At 45.5% G+C, this 15,610-nt stretch carries 7 protein-coding genes; all 7 read left to right on the top strand.

What is annotated here, in order from left to right:
- Positions 1-54: 54 nt before the first annotated feature.
- The 7 genes from GJV22_RS12215 to GJV22_RS22245 all read left to right on the top strand — a co-directional run bounded on the left by GJV22_RS12215 (position 55) and on the right by GJV22_RS22245 (position 15,569).
- Positions 55-4,068: a hybrid sensor histidine kinase/response regulator transcription factor gene (locus GJV22_RS12215; protein ID WP_163713672.1), complete on the top strand. Its 4,014-nt coding sequence runs from the start codon at positions 55-57 to the stop codon at positions 4,066-4,068.
- Positions 4,069-4,412: 344 nt separating this feature from the next.
- Positions 4,413-5,234, top strand: a complete 822-nt coding sequence (locus tag GJV22_RS12210; RefSeq protein ID WP_163713668.1) for a glycoside hydrolase family 16 protein — start codon at positions 4,413-4,415, stop codon at positions 5,232-5,234.
- Positions 5,235-5,251: 17 nt separating this feature from the next.
- Complete coding sequence (locus GJV22_RS12205) at positions 5,252-8,443, top strand: SusC/RagA family TonB-linked outer membrane protein (RefSeq protein ID WP_163713665.1); 3,192 nt, start codon at positions 5,252-5,254, stop codon at positions 8,441-8,443.
- 41 nt (positions 8,444-8,484) lie between these two features.
- The gene (locus GJV22_RS12200; RefSeq protein WP_163713662.1) at positions 8,485-10,167 is read left to right on the top strand and encodes a SusD/RagB family nutrient-binding outer membrane lipoprotein; all 1,683 of its coding nucleotides are present in this window, start codon (positions 8,485-8,487) and stop codon (positions 10,165-10,167) included.
- 25 nt (positions 10,168-10,192) lie between these two features.
- Positions 10,193-11,449: a hypothetical protein gene (locus GJV22_RS12195; protein WP_163713659.1), complete on the top strand. Its 1,257-nt coding sequence runs from the start codon at positions 10,193-10,195 to the stop codon at positions 11,447-11,449.
- A gap of 27 nt (positions 11,450-11,476) precedes the next feature.
- Positions 11,477-13,804: a glycoside hydrolase family 3 N-terminal domain-containing protein gene (locus GJV22_RS12190; RefSeq protein ID WP_163713657.1), complete on the top strand. Its 2,328-nt coding sequence runs from the start codon at positions 11,477-11,479 to the stop codon at positions 13,802-13,804.
- A gap of 121 nt (positions 13,805-13,925) precedes the next feature.
- The gene (locus tag GJV22_RS22245) at positions 13,926-15,569 is read left to right on the top strand and encodes a sialate O-acetylesterase (protein ID WP_238480327.1); all 1,644 of its coding nucleotides are present in this window, start codon (positions 13,926-13,928) and stop codon (positions 15,567-15,569) included.
- Positions 15,570-15,610: the final 41 nt, after the last annotated feature.

The following is a 15,610-nucleotide window of genomic DNA, read 5'->3' as shown; positions in this document are numbered from 1 at the left end:
TGTTTATCTAATATTAAACAGTTTCCCATTATCATGCATTTGTGAAACGTAATTATGACAAAACTGTTGAAACTAACAATAATAATATTATTGTCGATGGCGGTCGTTGTCGTCAAGGCCGAATTAACCAACAATATATTCGACATCAAGCATATTGGCTATTCGGAGGGGCTCAGCAGTCAACGCGTATTTTCAATTGTTGAAGATCAGAACAGCGCAATGTGGATTGCCACAAAAGCAGGAATCGATCGCTATAACGGCAATACCATAAAAAGCTATACGTTATCGGGCAACTTTTACTACGGTGATATGGGCGGGCGTACACTTCGTTTGCTGTATGATAAACATTACGGATTATGGGCATACGACAACACCGGGAGAATCTATCGTTATTCGATTCTGGATGACAATTTTGAACAGTACATGTATTTGTCCGAGTTTATCAACGAAGAAATCATTTTAAACAAGTTGTGCCTGGATCAGAACGGAACATTATGGTTGGGACTTAGCAAAGGGCTGTATAAGAAAGAAGCTGATAAACCGATCACTCCGGTCCTAAGCGGACAATATGTAAATGACATCATATCTACAGGCGAATCGCTTTTTGTTGGTACATCCACCGGGGTGTTAAAACTTTCGTACGCGCATTTAGACCAAGCACATTGGCTGATAAAAGGAAAGGATGCACAGACGCTCTTTCACAACCTAACCGACAATGAACTCTGGATAGGCACTTTCAATAATGGTCTGTGGGTGATGGATTTGAAAACTTCGGCCCTGCTCCCTCTGAAAGAACAAAGTTCCGGTTTTCTATACCCGATAAGAACAATTACGAGCTATGATGAGAATACCTTGTTGGTAGGAATAGATGGAGGAGGTGTGTATGCAGTCGACCGAGACTCAAAAAAGTACCATCTGCTGATGAGTACAGAGGACAGTACCGACATTTTCTTACCGGGCAACGGGATTTATGCTGTCACCAAGGACAACCAGGGAAACATCTGGATAGGAAGTTACACCGGGGGCGTATCTGTTGCCATTCTGTTGAAATACCCGATTACGATATTAAGCCACCAAAGAGGAAATCCGCAATCACTGGCAAATAACAATGTCAATGATATCGAAGAAGATACCAATGGAAACCTATGGTTTGCCACCGACTTCGGAATCAGCATCCGCGATAAATCTTCGCATCGGTGGAGTCATGAGTTAAACGGGGGCGTAGTTGTTGCTTTGTGCAAAGGGGAAAATGGCTCAGTGTGGGCAGGAACTTACGGAGACGGCATCTACCTTCTGAACAGCCGGAAACAGGTCGTCCGCCATCTTACCAAACAGCAGGGAGGACTTACAACAAATTATGTTTTTTCGCTCAAACAAGATACAGACGGGAACCTATGGGTGGGTGGTCTGGACGGACAACTGCTGATGATGGATAATCAGGGACGCCCCGAAAGAACATACGATATTAAGTGGATTCATTCCATAGAGGAGGTAAACAATGACCAAATAGCCGCCGCCACAGTGAATGGGTTCTGCCTGGTGAATAAACGTACCGGAGAAATCCAACGCTACGCAAGCTCCCAAGAATATCACGAACAAAATGTCAGCGCCTATATTATATCCATGCTTTTTAATGCCGACAGTACTGTATGGCTGGGAACAGAAGGGGGTGGGCTAAACCTGTATGATATGCGAAGCCGAGAGTCAAGAATATTCACCACGCAGGAAGGGCTACCATCCAACGACGTATATAGCCTGCAACGAGATGCCAGAGGACGTTTGTGGGTAAGTACGGGGAAAGGACTTGCGCTAATCGAAAACTTCCAGGTATCGAACCTCAATTATGTGGGCGATATCGACAAAGAATATAACAAATCCTCTTTTGCCCGGCTGACAGACGGGAAATTTGCCTATGGCAGCACGAACGGTGTTGTCTTGGTTACGCCCGACGCGATAAGCATGACAAACTATCAAGCCCAATTGAGATTTACCGGCTTGACCATAGACTACCTCCCCGCTGAGGAAGAAAAGCGTTTACGTCCTGCTATCTATGACATGCTGGCTAAAGGCATGATTGAACTTGACTACAAACACAACTCATTCTCAGTCACCTTTGAGTCGATCAATTATCGTTTTCAGCGAGACATTGCCTACCAGTATATTCTGGAAGGATACGAGAAATCATGGAGTAACTTATCGTCCAATGGAGTGGTGAGGTACACCAATGTATCTCCGGGCTCTTATCTCCTCAAAGTACGCAGCTTACGACGGAATAACGGGAAGATTATATCCGAACGAACAATTGTAATAAAAGTCGCTCAACCCTGGTGGAATTCGTGGTGGGCATGGGCAGTTTACATTGCCGTCGCGGGTATCGTCATTTCCTTTATCTGGCGCTACAAGAGCAATCAGCTTCAGAAAAGGTACGATGAAGACAAAATAAGGTTCTTCATCGATACGGCACATGATATCAGGACACCTGTAACACTTGTTATGGCGCCTTTGGACGACCTTTATAAGGAAAAGGGACTCTCGGACAAAGCCCTTTTCCTCCTGGAACTGGCGCACAGCAACACGAACAAGCTCTATACGCTCATCACGCAGCTACTCGAATTTGAAAAGGTAGATACCCACAAGCAACAGCCTGTATTAAGCCCGTTGAACCTCAACGACGTCCTTGCCGAAGAGATTGCCGGTTTCCAGCCGTTGTGCGACAAGAAACAATTGAACTTAAGTCTCTCTTTGCCCGATGAAAACGTTTATGTTATGGCAGACATGCATATCGTCGAAATACTGCTGGACAATTTGGTTTCCAATGCCTGCAAGTACACGATGCCGCAGGGTGATGTCCGCATAAGTTTAAATTACACGAAACGAAAAGCCATTATAGAAATCAAAGACAGCGGTATTGGCATTCCGAAAAAGGCAAAAAAACACTTGTTTACCGATGTCTACAGAGCAGAGAATACGCGAAAATCGAACGAAGGCGGAACGGGCTTCGGCCTCTTACAGGCACGCCGGATAATAAAAATACTGCACGGAAAGATCAGCTTTCAGTCCGAGGAAGACAAAGGCAGCACCTTTACGGTAACGCTGCCAAGAACCTATGCCGTCCCCAAAGCTGTATCAAAGCAGACTGTTACTCCACGGGAAGTTTTGTTCTCCGGAACCGCCGACATTGCCAAACAAGAAGTGAGCAAGAACAGGAACATCAACCGGCAAACAGGAAAAGATACGCTGCTTATCGTCGAAGATCACGAAGCGCTGCGCTACTACCTGCGTAAAACTTTCGAGTACGACTACCGGGTGGTTGACGTTTCTGATGCTCAGGAGGCTCTCACATATCTCTCAAACGAATACCCTGATCTAATCCTATCCGACGTCATGATGCCGGGCATACAAGGGGATGATCTTTGCAGGCTGGTCAAAGAAAATCCGGACACCGCGGGCATACCTTTCATTTTGCTTACCGCGAAAGTTAATCATGATGCCACTGTTGAAGGACTGAAGAAAGGTGCAGACGACTATATTCCCAAGCCTTTCAGTACCGAGATTCTGAAACTGAAGGTACAGAGTCTGATAGTCAACCGAAACAGGCAACGGGATTTTTTCATGCGGCAAGCTCTTTTACAAGTTGAAGCAGAAAAAGGAAGCCTGAACAATAACGACAACCCGGACTTATCAGCAAAAACCAACGACAATCAAACAGATGAACCGGCTTCGGATATGCTGCCGGAAAGCGATCGTCAATTTATTATACAAGCGACTCAACTTGTCATCGGGAACATGAGTAACGTTGATTTCAATATTAACACGCTGTGCCAGGAGATGGCCATGAGCCGGACGCTCTTTTACAGCCGCCTTAAATCGCTGACCGGAAAAGGCCCACAAGAGTTTATACGCATCATCCGCCTTCAGAAAGCAGCAGAACTATTGAAGGAAGGCAGAAACGTGACCGAAGTTGCTACCGACACCGGATTTGTCAATACAAAATATTTTAGTTCGTTGTTCAAGAAACAATTTGGTGTACAACCCAGCAAATACAATCAATCCGATTCTGCTTCATAACTGATTTTAGACCGGAGCCTTTTCTTTCAAACGGACGATAACTGATCTTGTTGGCGCTTTTTACTTATCACAACGCCGGAAATTTAATATCCCCAAACACAGTTACAAAGGTCTCTGAAAGCCCCGTGGAAAGGGCTTAATAGAAAAATTGTCTGAAATCAAACCCTATTTGTCAGCTATCAGCCCATCGGTTTTACCTGCATTTTGCATTTTCACGCCGCTCTTTTGAGTAAAAAGGCCGACCAAAAGAATAGACGTTCTTCCGAGTTCGACTCTCGGAGGATGTTTGTTTGCGGCCGTCCTCAAAACAGCCGGGAAAACAAGTTTAACCTAAACATTTTAATATGAAAAAAACAACAGTCTTTCTACTACTAATGTGTTTGATGCAACAATCCTGCTCGTCAAACGATGAGGTGGTTGCAGGAAAACAAGAGCGTTTTTATTTCAAAGACGATTTTGAAACTTTTAACGGAAACATATGGACGAAAGAAGTGCACGAAGCAGGCTGGGTAAACCAGGAACTGCAAGCCTACGATGCAGCGCATGTTTCGGTGGGTACCGACGACGGTAAATCGGTGCTGATTTTAACAGCCGAACGCAAAGGCAATAAAATCTACTCCGGACGTGTAAATACCGAAGGAAAAAAGAACTTCAAATACCGAAAGATAGAGGCAAGCATTAAGCTTCCCAAAACCGGCAACGGCCTTTGGCCCGCGTTCTGGATGATGGGAGACAACGGAAAGTCTTGGCCGCAATGCGGAGAAATTGATATTATGGAGATGGGCGAACGTAATGGAATTGCCGGAGCTACCACCGAAACATTCCTGAACACAGCCATCCACTACGGAACCGATACCGGAACAGGACATCAGCAAGAATTCCGGGCTTCAAACTTCCCCCACAGTTTACAGGACGGCCAATACCATGTCTACACCTTGGACTGGAGCGAAAATAGTTTGACCGTATCGGTTGACAACATCGAATTTCATTCGTTCGACATTAGCGCAACCAGCGGACGCTCTGCATATTTCCACGACAACTTCTTCATTCTGTTTGACCTTGCTGTAGGTGGTTCTTTCACTGGTATCACCAACATAAACGAAATCACTGCTTTAGAAGACGGTGAAAAAGTGAACATGTATATTGACTGGGTGAAAATCTATTAATCTTAACTATAAATTCGATGAAAATAAAAGCTTACAAATACATTTTGTTTTGCGGACTATTATCTACCTGCCTTTTCGGAAGCGTGTTTCAGATGAAAGCGGCCGGTTTAAATGATCCCGCAGCAGAACAACAAGAACTTAAAATTACAGGAACGGTGAGGGATGCCTCTGGCACCATCATTGGAGCAACTGTTGTAGAAAAAGGAGATCTCCGCAACGGGACTATAACCAATGAAGAAGGCAAATTCAGCCTGAATGTCCGTCCCGGGGCCATTCTTGTTATCAGTTACATCGGTTATAAAACCCAGGAAGTAGCGGTTGGTCAGCTTCCGCTGGACATTGTTCTGGAAGAAGACAACAAAATGGTTAGCGATGTAGTCGTTACTGCACTTGGAATCAAAAGAGAACGCAAAGCGCTGGGTTATAATGTGGCCGAAGTAAAAGGCGACGCCCTGACAAAGGCCAAGGAAACCAATGTCATCAATTCAATGGCCGGTCGTGTACCCGGGTTGGTGGTCAGTCAAACTGCTGGCGGGCCATCGGGTTCTACCCGTGTACTCTTGCGCGGAAATACCGAGATGACCGGAAATAATCAGCCCCTGTATGTTATTGATGGTATTCCACTCGACAACACCAATTACGGTAGTGCCGGCACATCCGGTGGTTTCGACCTTGGCGATGGTATTTCGGGCATCAACCCCGATGATATCGAAAATATATCGGTGCTAAAAGGTCCGGCCGCATCCGCTCTTTACGGTAGCCGCGCCAGCCATGGTGTCATCCTCATCACGACGAAAAAAGCCAACGGCAAAGACAGTTTCGACGTGGAATACAACGGAACGGTGACCTTCGACACACAACTTGTCAAATGGAACGACATACAACAGACTTATGGGATGGGCAGCAACGGAACCTACAGCATCGATGCCGTATCCAATACCAATAAAAGCTGGGGTGCGAAAGCTGACGGAACCAATTCCCTGAAATATTTCGACGGCGCAGAGCGGCCATATCTCATCATACCCGACAATACCTCGGGCTTTTTCCGCACAGGTCTTACAGCCAGCAATACGGCCATCATCAGCACAAACAACGGCAACACCGGCGTACGCTTCACTTACACCGACATGCGGAACAAAGATATTGTTCCGGAAACCCATATGAGCCGTGACATCTTTAACCTGCGTGCCAATACTTCGCTGGACAAGGTGGATTTTGATTTCAATGCTAACTATACGCGTGAGGCCGTAAAAAATCGTCCCGCGCTGGGCGACAGCAAGTCGAATATTGGGAAAAACCTGATGACGCTGGCTACCACCTACGACCAACGGTGGTTAAAAACCTACCAGGATGAGAATGGCGAGTACGCCAACTGGAATGGCATGGATCCCTACAACGTGAATCCTTATTGGGATGTCTATAAAAATAGCAACGACTCGAAGAAAGATCAATTCCGCTTCAGCGGAAAGGCTATTTGGAATATCAATAAACATTTGAAGTTGCAGGGAACAGCGGGAGCCGAACTCAACTGGTTTACTTTCGAAGACTTTAAAGCCCCCACCACTCCCGGTTTTGAAGCAGGACGCCTTCAAAGCAGTTCGTTCCAAAATCGCATGTACAATTTTGAGCTGCTCGCCCTTTACAACAAAAGCTGGGGAAATTTCGACCTTAATGCGACCCTCGGCGGGAACGTGTACAAAGTGAACAACCAAACCACGGTTATCACAGCTCAGGATATGCAAATTCGCGACGTAGTGGCCTTGATGAGCTTCAACGAAACCAGCATCGAACTGAACAGTTACCGCAAGCAAATCAACTCGGTCTATGGTGCTGTCAATCTGGGTTGGAAACACATGCTCTATTTCGACGCCACGCTGCGCGGCGACCAGTCGTCGACGCTTCCTACCAGCAACAACATCTATGTCTATCCTTCTTTTTCGGGTAGCTTTGTGTTCTCCGAACTGGCTCAGGTAAAAAAATTCATGCCTTACGGAAAGCTCCGCATGTCGTGGGCCCAGGTAGGCAGCGATACGAACCCCTACCAGTTAGGGCTGGTGTACACCAAATCCAAATTTACTTATCCCGGCTACACCATCGGCTATATCGACAACAACACCATTCCAAACAAGGACTTGAAACCGACAAAGACCAACTCTTTTGAGATCGGTTTAGATACAAAATTTCTAAAAAACCGGGTTGGCGTTGATTTTACCTACTATACGCAGACCAGTAAAAACCAGATTATGGGCATGGCCGGTTCCTGGACATCGGGCTACAACTACCGCCTGATTAATGCCGGCGAAATTGAGAATAAAGGTATCGAAATAGCACTCAATACACGTCCCGTTGAAACCAAAGACTTCTCCTGGGATGTAAATCTGAACTTCTCGAAAAACAGCAACAAAGTAAAAAAGCTTGTCGACGATATGGATATGTTCGAATTGGAAAAAGCTGCCTGGCTCGATGTTCAGGTGGCAGCCAAGGTCGGCGAGAATTTTGGTTCGATTGTAGGACCTGATTTTAAGTACAATGATAATGGAGAAGTACTCATCGACCCGCAGACAGGTTTGCCCCAATATGACAAGAGCAATCACGTGCTGGGTAATGCTTCCTGGGACTGGACCGGAGGTGCAACTACAACCTTGACTTACAAAAGACTGTCGCTTTCAGCAATCTTCGACGTAAAAGTGGGAGCCGACCTCTACTCCATGTCTGCCCGTGCAGCCTATGAATCGGGCAAGAGCAAAGAAACACTTGCCGGACGAGAGGGATGGTACCGCTCTGAAGAACAACGTCAAGCTGCCGGCATCGCCAAAGGGTCTACCAGCTGGAACCCCACCGGAGGATTTGTCGCTCCCGGGGTAATTGACAATGGCGATGGCACTTATCGTCCCAACGACATTTACATCAACCCAGAGGATTACTGGATGAGTGTAAGCCGCAATGCACCGTCAATGTTTGTCTTTGACAACTCGTATGTGAAACTACGCGAACTAACGCTGAGCTACAATGTTCCGAAATCCCTGTTGAAAAATGTTGTAGAAGGTCTCAACCTCTCGTTTGTTGCACGCAACCCATTTATCATCTGGAAAAACATTCCGAACATCGATCCGGATTCCAATTACAATAACACGACTGGTATGGGTATGGAATATGGCTCATTACCGTCGCGCAGAAGCTACGGGTTCAACGTCAACATTAAATTCTAAACGAATTTCAAGTTTAATTCATTCACAAAGAATATAATACAATGAAATACAATCTATCCTATATAGCAATAATATTGGTGACCTCTGTCCTGTTCTTTGCCGGCTGCACTGATCAGTACATGGAAAATATGAACACCGACCCCTCGAAGGCTGCCTCTGTTGACCCCAACGCCCAGCTCACTACGGCACAGCTACAAACTTATGGAGACCTGGGAATGGTTGAAATTTACCGCAACTATCTCTACGCTTTCAATCAACAGCTCATGGGATGTTGGAATACCACAAATTATGGAGGACGTCACACGCAAGACAACAGTGAGATGAGCCGCATCTGGACATCGTTTTATCCAACAGCCATCAAAAACATCACGGACGCTGAATACCATACTGCCAACGACAGCCTAAAGGTTAATATTAATTCAGTCTTGCGTATATACAGAGTCTATCTCATGTCTGTTATCACAGACATTTATGGTGATGTACCTTACAGCGAAGCTGGCAAGGGTTTTCTCGAAGGAAAGTTCAACCCCCGTTATGACACGCAGGAAGAAATATACAATGATTTCTTCCTGGAGTTGAATAGCGCTGTTGAAAACCTTGACGCCGCCAAAGACAGAATTACGGGCGACGTTATTTACAACGGAGACATTGTAAAATGGAAAAAGCTGGGCAACTCACTTCGTCTGCGCTTTGCCATGCGAATCTCCGATGTAGCACCGGAAAAGGCTCAGGAAGAATTTGAAAAAGCGCTGCAAACCGATGGCGGCATTCTGGAGACTGCCAGCGACGACGCACTTATCAAATACATGGATATTTCGTTTAGCTTTGGGCAGGAAGCCTATTCCGATTATCGGGGTAATGCTCTGTCTCAGTTGCTTTTCGGTAACGACCCTGCCAATAATCCCAGCTATCTTTGTTCTACCTTATACAATCAACTTTACAACACTGGCGATCCCCGTACTTTCAGAATCGCCCGCTTCTATTACGACGGGCTTATGAGTGCCACAAGTCCGGCCAACCGTGTTGATTTAACTGACGAGATAATCGCCAAAGGCATCCAAACGAACCCCCGCGATCCGGGAGCTTTCTCATGGGAACCGTGGCCTACAGGCTACGACAGCGATATTTTGAAAGAGCTGGCCAAGACCAATCCTTCAGTCAATCCGAGTGTAGCCCGCGAGACCGAGCCAAAACTGGCTAATAATTTTCTCAAAGGCAGTAGTCCGGGGGTTGTGATAACTTCGGCAGAAGTGAAATTCCTGTTAGCAGAAGCCAAATTAAAAGGATGGAATGTTGGAGCTAGCTCTGTTAATGACTTGTATATCCAAGGCGTGCGGGCATCTATGGATTTTTTGACCGATAACTATAATTGTGAGGCAGTGTCCGACGATGATTTTGACGCGTTCATCCCGAATATAAACATAGGCTACACCGACGAGCAAAAAAAGAAAGCGATTAATACACAAGCATGGATTCTTCATCTCACCAACCCGGCCGAATGCTGGGCCAACCTGCGCCGCTCAGGTTATCCCGCACTTAAATCTCCGGCAGATTACGGCTTCGGCCAGTTCCTAACCGGAGGTTCAGAAATTCCGGTACGTCTCTGCTACCCGGTACTCGAATCGTCATACAACAAAGCAAGTTATGACGAAGCGTTGAACCGGATGGGGGGCGCTAACAGCTGGAACACACCTGTATGGTGGAACAAAATAATTACGGAATAACGATAAAGATGTAAATAGAAGAAATATGAAAACAATATATTTTATACTGGTTGCCGTGCTTGCGATGAATTTTACATTCACAGCGTGCAACAACGAAGATCCGTTCTCTACAGCTACTGCCAGTGACGACCCGCGGATACTCGATCCCATTTTCCCGGATCGCGTAAACGGCGAACTGCCTGTTGTCGCCAACATTAGCCGGAATACCAACCTTCAAATGGAACTGACCGTCACTCCGGCTGACTATACCACCATTTCATGGCAGATCGACGGAGTTGAAGTACAAACCGGAACGTCACTCGATATCAACCTCAAAGCAGGGACATACAATTTTAAGGTAATCGTTTCAACCGAAGCCGGTAAGTCGACCTATCGCGAGGGTATTGTACAGGTAAATCCCTTGGCGGACGACCCCTGGACAACAGAAGTCGGCTTTGAGCGTATCATCGCGCCGGGTATAAGCGCCCGCCTTTATGGCAACAATCTCGACAACGTAACGAGCATTATTATTGATGGAATAACCATCAATAATATCGTTTACGTCGCTTCAGAAGACAATCCCTATATCGAATATGAAGTTCCGGCCGACCTGGCCGAAGGTGAGCATCGCGTGGTACTGGTAGACAATGAAAACAACGAGTATGGTGGCAACACCGTCAAAGTCACCTACACGGCACTTATCACTTCAGGGGCCGACCGTACCAATGCGAACAGAGAATGGGTAATGACCGGTATCAATCTCGACCAGATTGCTTCACTGACCTTCGCAGGACAGACGATCACCGGGTTCACCCGGCAATCTTCCACAGAAATCGCAATTACCTGTCCTCAATTGGATGACGGGGAATACCAACTGACAGGTGTTATCCAAAGCGGTGCAGGCTTACAATTCTATGTTGATAAGAATGTCGTTACCGAACAAACAGTCACTGTTTCTTCAACCACTGTACTCTGGCAAGGACACCATTACGTGTCGTGGGATCTTCCTGACGACAGTCCGAACAAAACCTTCAACCTGATTGGCAGTGATGTATTTGCCTCGTTAAAAGCCGGTGCTGTCCTGAGTATTCACTATTCTGTAGCCGCTGAAGCTGCATATCATCAGCTACGCACCACGACCGGCTGGTGGAATGATCTACCGGGCACTTCTGTAATCGAGTTCTCAACAGACGGAGTGAAGGAAGTACAGTTAACACAAGAGGTTCTGGATAAAATTCAGGCTGAAAGCGGATTTCTTTGCGTAGGACATGGCTACTATGTAGATATGGTAACCGTACAGTAATATGAACAAAAAATTAATCATTGGCTTATGACACTGAAAAAAGTATTACTAATTTTTTCATCAACTATTATGGTTGCCTGCACTACGCAGGTAACCCCTCCTTCAGCAATTGCGGAAGATACTAAGATAGAGCAGCAGGTGAATGACATCATTAAAAAAATGACTCTTGATGAAAAAATAGGTCAAATGACTGAACTTAGCATTGACGTATTAGGTGAATTCGTTAATGATGAATTCAAACTTGATGATGCCAAACTTCACAAGGCCATTGCTGAATTCAAAGTTGGTTCTTTTTTAAATGCCCCTGGTCCTGTTGCACAAAGTCGTGAGAAATGGCAAGAGATTATCGGTAAAATACAGGATGTATCGATGAAAGAAATCGGTATTCCCTGTATCTATGGATTAGATCAGAATCATGGCACCACCTACACATTGGGGGGTACTTTATTCCCGCAAAATATTAATATTGGGGCTTCGTTCAATACCGAATTGGCATACAAATCGGCCCAGGTTACTGCTTATGAAACCCGTGCAGCCAACTGTCCGTGGACTTATTCCCCGACTGTGGACATGGCACGCGACCCGAGATGGCCACGTGTTTGGGAGAATTACGGCGAAGATTGTCTGGTTAACTCAATCATGGGGAGTACTGCCGTTCGTGGCTTCCAGGGCGACGATCCTAATCATATCCCAGCAGATCGTATCGCGACTTCAGTAAAACACTATATGGGGTACAGCATGTCGCGTACTGGTAAAGATCGAACTCCAGCTTACATATCCGATGCCGACCTGCGTGAGAAATGTTTTGCACCTTTTAAAGCATGTGTTGAAGCCGGAGCATTAACCATCATGGTCAATAGCGGATCTATTAACGGAGTGCCGGTTCATGCCAACTATGACTTGCTGACCAAATGGTTGAAAGAAGACTTAAAATGGGATGGAATGTTGTTAACTGATTGGGCAGATATTGACAATCTTTACACACGGGAACACATCGCAGCCAATAAGAAAGAGGCTATCCAAATAGCTATTAATGCAGGGATCGACATGGCGATGGAGCCTTACGATCTTCATTTCTGTACACTGCTGAAAGAATTGGTGGAAGAAAATAAGGTACCCATGAGCCGCATTGATGATGCTGTATGCCGGATTCTCAGATTAAAACTCCGCTTGAATCTCTTCAATTGCCCTAATACATTGACTGAAGATTATCCGCTTTTTGGTAGTAATGAACACAAGCAATTAGCACTCCATGCTGCTGAAGAGTCGATGATTCTGCTTAAAAATGAGAATAACATATTACCTCTAACAAAAGGAAAAAAACTCCTTGTCACTGGCCCAAATGCCAATTCGATGCGCTGTCTGAACGGTGGATGGAGCTATTCATGGCAAGGACATCTTACCGATAGGTTTGCCGGTGAGTATAATACCATCTACGAGGCGATATGCAACAAATTTGGTGCGGACAATGTACGCTTGGAACAAGGAGTAACCTATAAACCGGAAGGTAGTTATACGGAAGAAAATGAGCCGGAGATTGATAAAGCTGTTGCCGCAGCACGCAATGTAGATATCATCATTGCTTGTATTGGTGAAAACTCTTATTGCGAAACGCCCGGTAACCTCAACGATCTCGCCATTTCTCCAAATCAACGTAAACTTATAAAAGCCTTGGCCACTACAGGAAAACCAATTGTGCTAATACTCAATGAAGGTAGGCCTCGTATTATCAACGATATTGTGCCGCTGGCAAGTGGTATCATAAACATTTTGTTGCCAGGTAATTTTGGTGGCGATGCGTTGGCCAATATTTTGGACGGCAGTGTCAATCCGAGTGCCAAAATGCCATACACATACCCGCGCAATCAAGTCGAACTTACCACCTATGATTACAGGGTAAGCGAAGAAATAGACAAAATGGAGGGAGCGTATGACTATGATGCAGTTATCTCTGTACAATGGCCTTTTGGCTACGGACTTAGCTACACTACATTCGAATACAGTAATTTCAAAACGAACATGACCTCATTTACAGCTGAGGACGAATTACATTTTTCTGTAGATATAACCAATAGCGGTCCGAAATCAGGAAAAGAAGCAGTTATGCTTTTCAGCCGTGATTTGGTGGCGTCGCTTACACCGGAGAGCCGTAGATTAAGAGCATTTAAAAAAGTAGAACTGCAGCCTGGCGAAACCCAAACTGTTACCTTGTCCATTAAAGGCAGTGACTTAGCATTTGTTGGTGCAGATGGTAATTGGACACTGGAACAAGGAGGTTTTCGTATGCAAAGCGGTAATCAAACCTTGAATATTGAATGTAGCAAAACATACAAATGGAACACCCCTAACAAATAAATTGCGGAGCAGTTCTAAACTTGCTGAGTGGTATCTGTAATCGCAAATTAAATATTCAAAACTGAAAGTGCCTCGTGGGCAATTGGTGTAATTTGCCGTTTCTAAACTAAACTGATAGCAAATGAAACAAACTTTTTTTGTGGCATTCATGGTCTTTTCTCTTATTGTGAATGCACAGAAGTACACGGAGTCTACGCCTTTTGGATTTGATGTGTCCCGATCGAATATTCCACATGGGAAAATTGATACACTTGTTTATCACTCGGAAACAGTAGGCACCAATCGACGAGCTTTAATCTACACACCTCCGGGATATTCTGATGATACAAAATATCCGGTTTTATACCTGTTGCACGGTATCGGTGGCGACGAAAAAGAATGGTACAATCAGGGAGCTCCGCAAGTTATCCTCGATAACCTTTATGCTGAAGGCAAGTTAGCACCGATGATTGTGGTGCTTCCCAATGGGAGAGCGATGAAAGATGACCGTGCAATCGGGAATATTATGGCCCCGGACAAAGTGGCTGCTTTTGCTGCCTTCGAAAAAGATTTATTGAACGATCTGATCCCTTTTGTTGAAAAGAATTACCCTGTATTGGCGGATCGTGATGATCGTGCCATTGCTGGATTATCGATGGGAGGTGGTCAATCGCTGAACTTTGGGCTGGGGAACCTCGATAAATTTGCCTGGGTGGGTGGATTTTCATCGGCTCCAAACACGAAAACCCCCGAGTTGCTTGTTCCTGATCCGGGAAAAGCGAAACAGCAACTGAAATTACTTTGGATCTCGTGTGGAGATCAGGACGGCCTGATCAACTTTAGCAAACGTACACACGATTACTTAGAGGCAAATGAGGTTCCGCATATTTATCAGGTAATTCCTGGTGGTTACCATGACTTCAAAGTATGGAAAGACAATCTCTGGCAGTTTTCTCAATTACTTTTTAAATCGGATGGAATGCTGGGTTCGCAGCAGATGCCCGACCCTAATTTCTATATTTTCCTTTGTTTTGGTCAGTCCAATATGGAAGGAAATGCTCGGATTGAAGCACAGGACACCATCCATGTGAGTGAGCGGTTTCGGCTAATGGCCACTTTGGATTGTCCGGAGCTGAATAGAGAAAAAGGTCAATGGTATACCGCTGTCCCTCCGTTATGCCGATGTAATACTGGCCTGACTCCGGCTGACTACTTTGGCCGCATGTTAGTCGACAGTTTGCCCGAAGACATTCGCATCGGCGTGATAAACGTTGCAGTAGGGGGATGTAAAATCGAATTGTTCGATAAGGATAGTTGTGCTGAGTATATCGCAACGGCCCCTTCGTGGATGGTTCCATGGATTAAGCAATATGATGATAATCCTTACGGGCGGTTGGTTGAAATGGCAAAGGAGGCACAAAAAGCAGGTGTTATTAAAGGAATTTTGCTTCACCAGGGAGAATCAAATACGGGCGACCATCAATGGCCTGTTAAGGTGAAGAAAGTATATGAAAACCTTTGTGCTGACTTGGGCCTCAGTTACGATGCAGTACCATTGCTGGCTGGTGAAACCGTTAATGCCGACCAGGGAGGAGCCTGTGCGAGCATGAATGAAATTATTGACAACTTGCCCTCAGTTATTCCAAATGCTTATGTGGTCTCGTCGAAAGGCCTGGCTGTAATTCCAGATAAACTTCATTTTACAGCAGCTGCTTATCGGGAGCTTGGACGCCGCTATGCTGAGAAAATGCTTGAACTGATACGCCCGGTTGTCGTCAATCATTAACCGGAGGTGGATGATGACTGATGCAACCGAGACCAAGCAAA

The sequence above is a fragment of the Mangrovibacterium lignilyticum genome (assembly GCF_010882175.1).
Lineage (GTDB): Bacteria > Bacteroidota > Bacteroidia > Bacteroidales > Prolixibacteraceae > Mangrovibacterium > Mangrovibacterium lignilyticum.
Note: the sequence above shows the minus strand (reverse complement) of the source record. Positions and strands in the feature narration are given on the sequence as shown.

Coding starts and splice junctions, on each gene's coding strand:
- GJV22_RS12205 (WP_163713665.1), top strand. CDS start 5,252: ATGAAAATAAAAGCTTACAAATACATTTTGTTTTGCGGACTATTATCT.
- GJV22_RS12200 (WP_163713662.1), top strand. CDS start 8,485: ATGAAATACAATCTATCCTATATAGCAATAATATTGGTGACCTCTGTC.
- GJV22_RS12215 (WP_163713672.1), top strand. CDS start 55: ATGACAAAACTGTTGAAACTAACAATAATAATATTATTGTCGATGGCG.
- GJV22_RS12210 (WP_163713668.1), top strand. CDS start 4,413: ATGAAAAAAACAACAGTCTTTCTACTACTAATGTGTTTGATGCAACAA.
- GJV22_RS22245 (WP_238480327.1), top strand. CDS start 13,926: ATGAAACAAACTTTTTTTGTGGCATTCATGGTCTTTTCTCTTATTGTG.
- GJV22_RS12195 (WP_163713659.1), top strand. CDS start 10,193: ATGAAAACAATATATTTTATACTGGTTGCCGTGCTTGCGATGAATTTT.
- GJV22_RS12190 (WP_163713657.1), top strand. CDS start 11,477: ATGACACTGAAAAAAGTATTACTAATTTTTTCATCAACTATTATGGTT.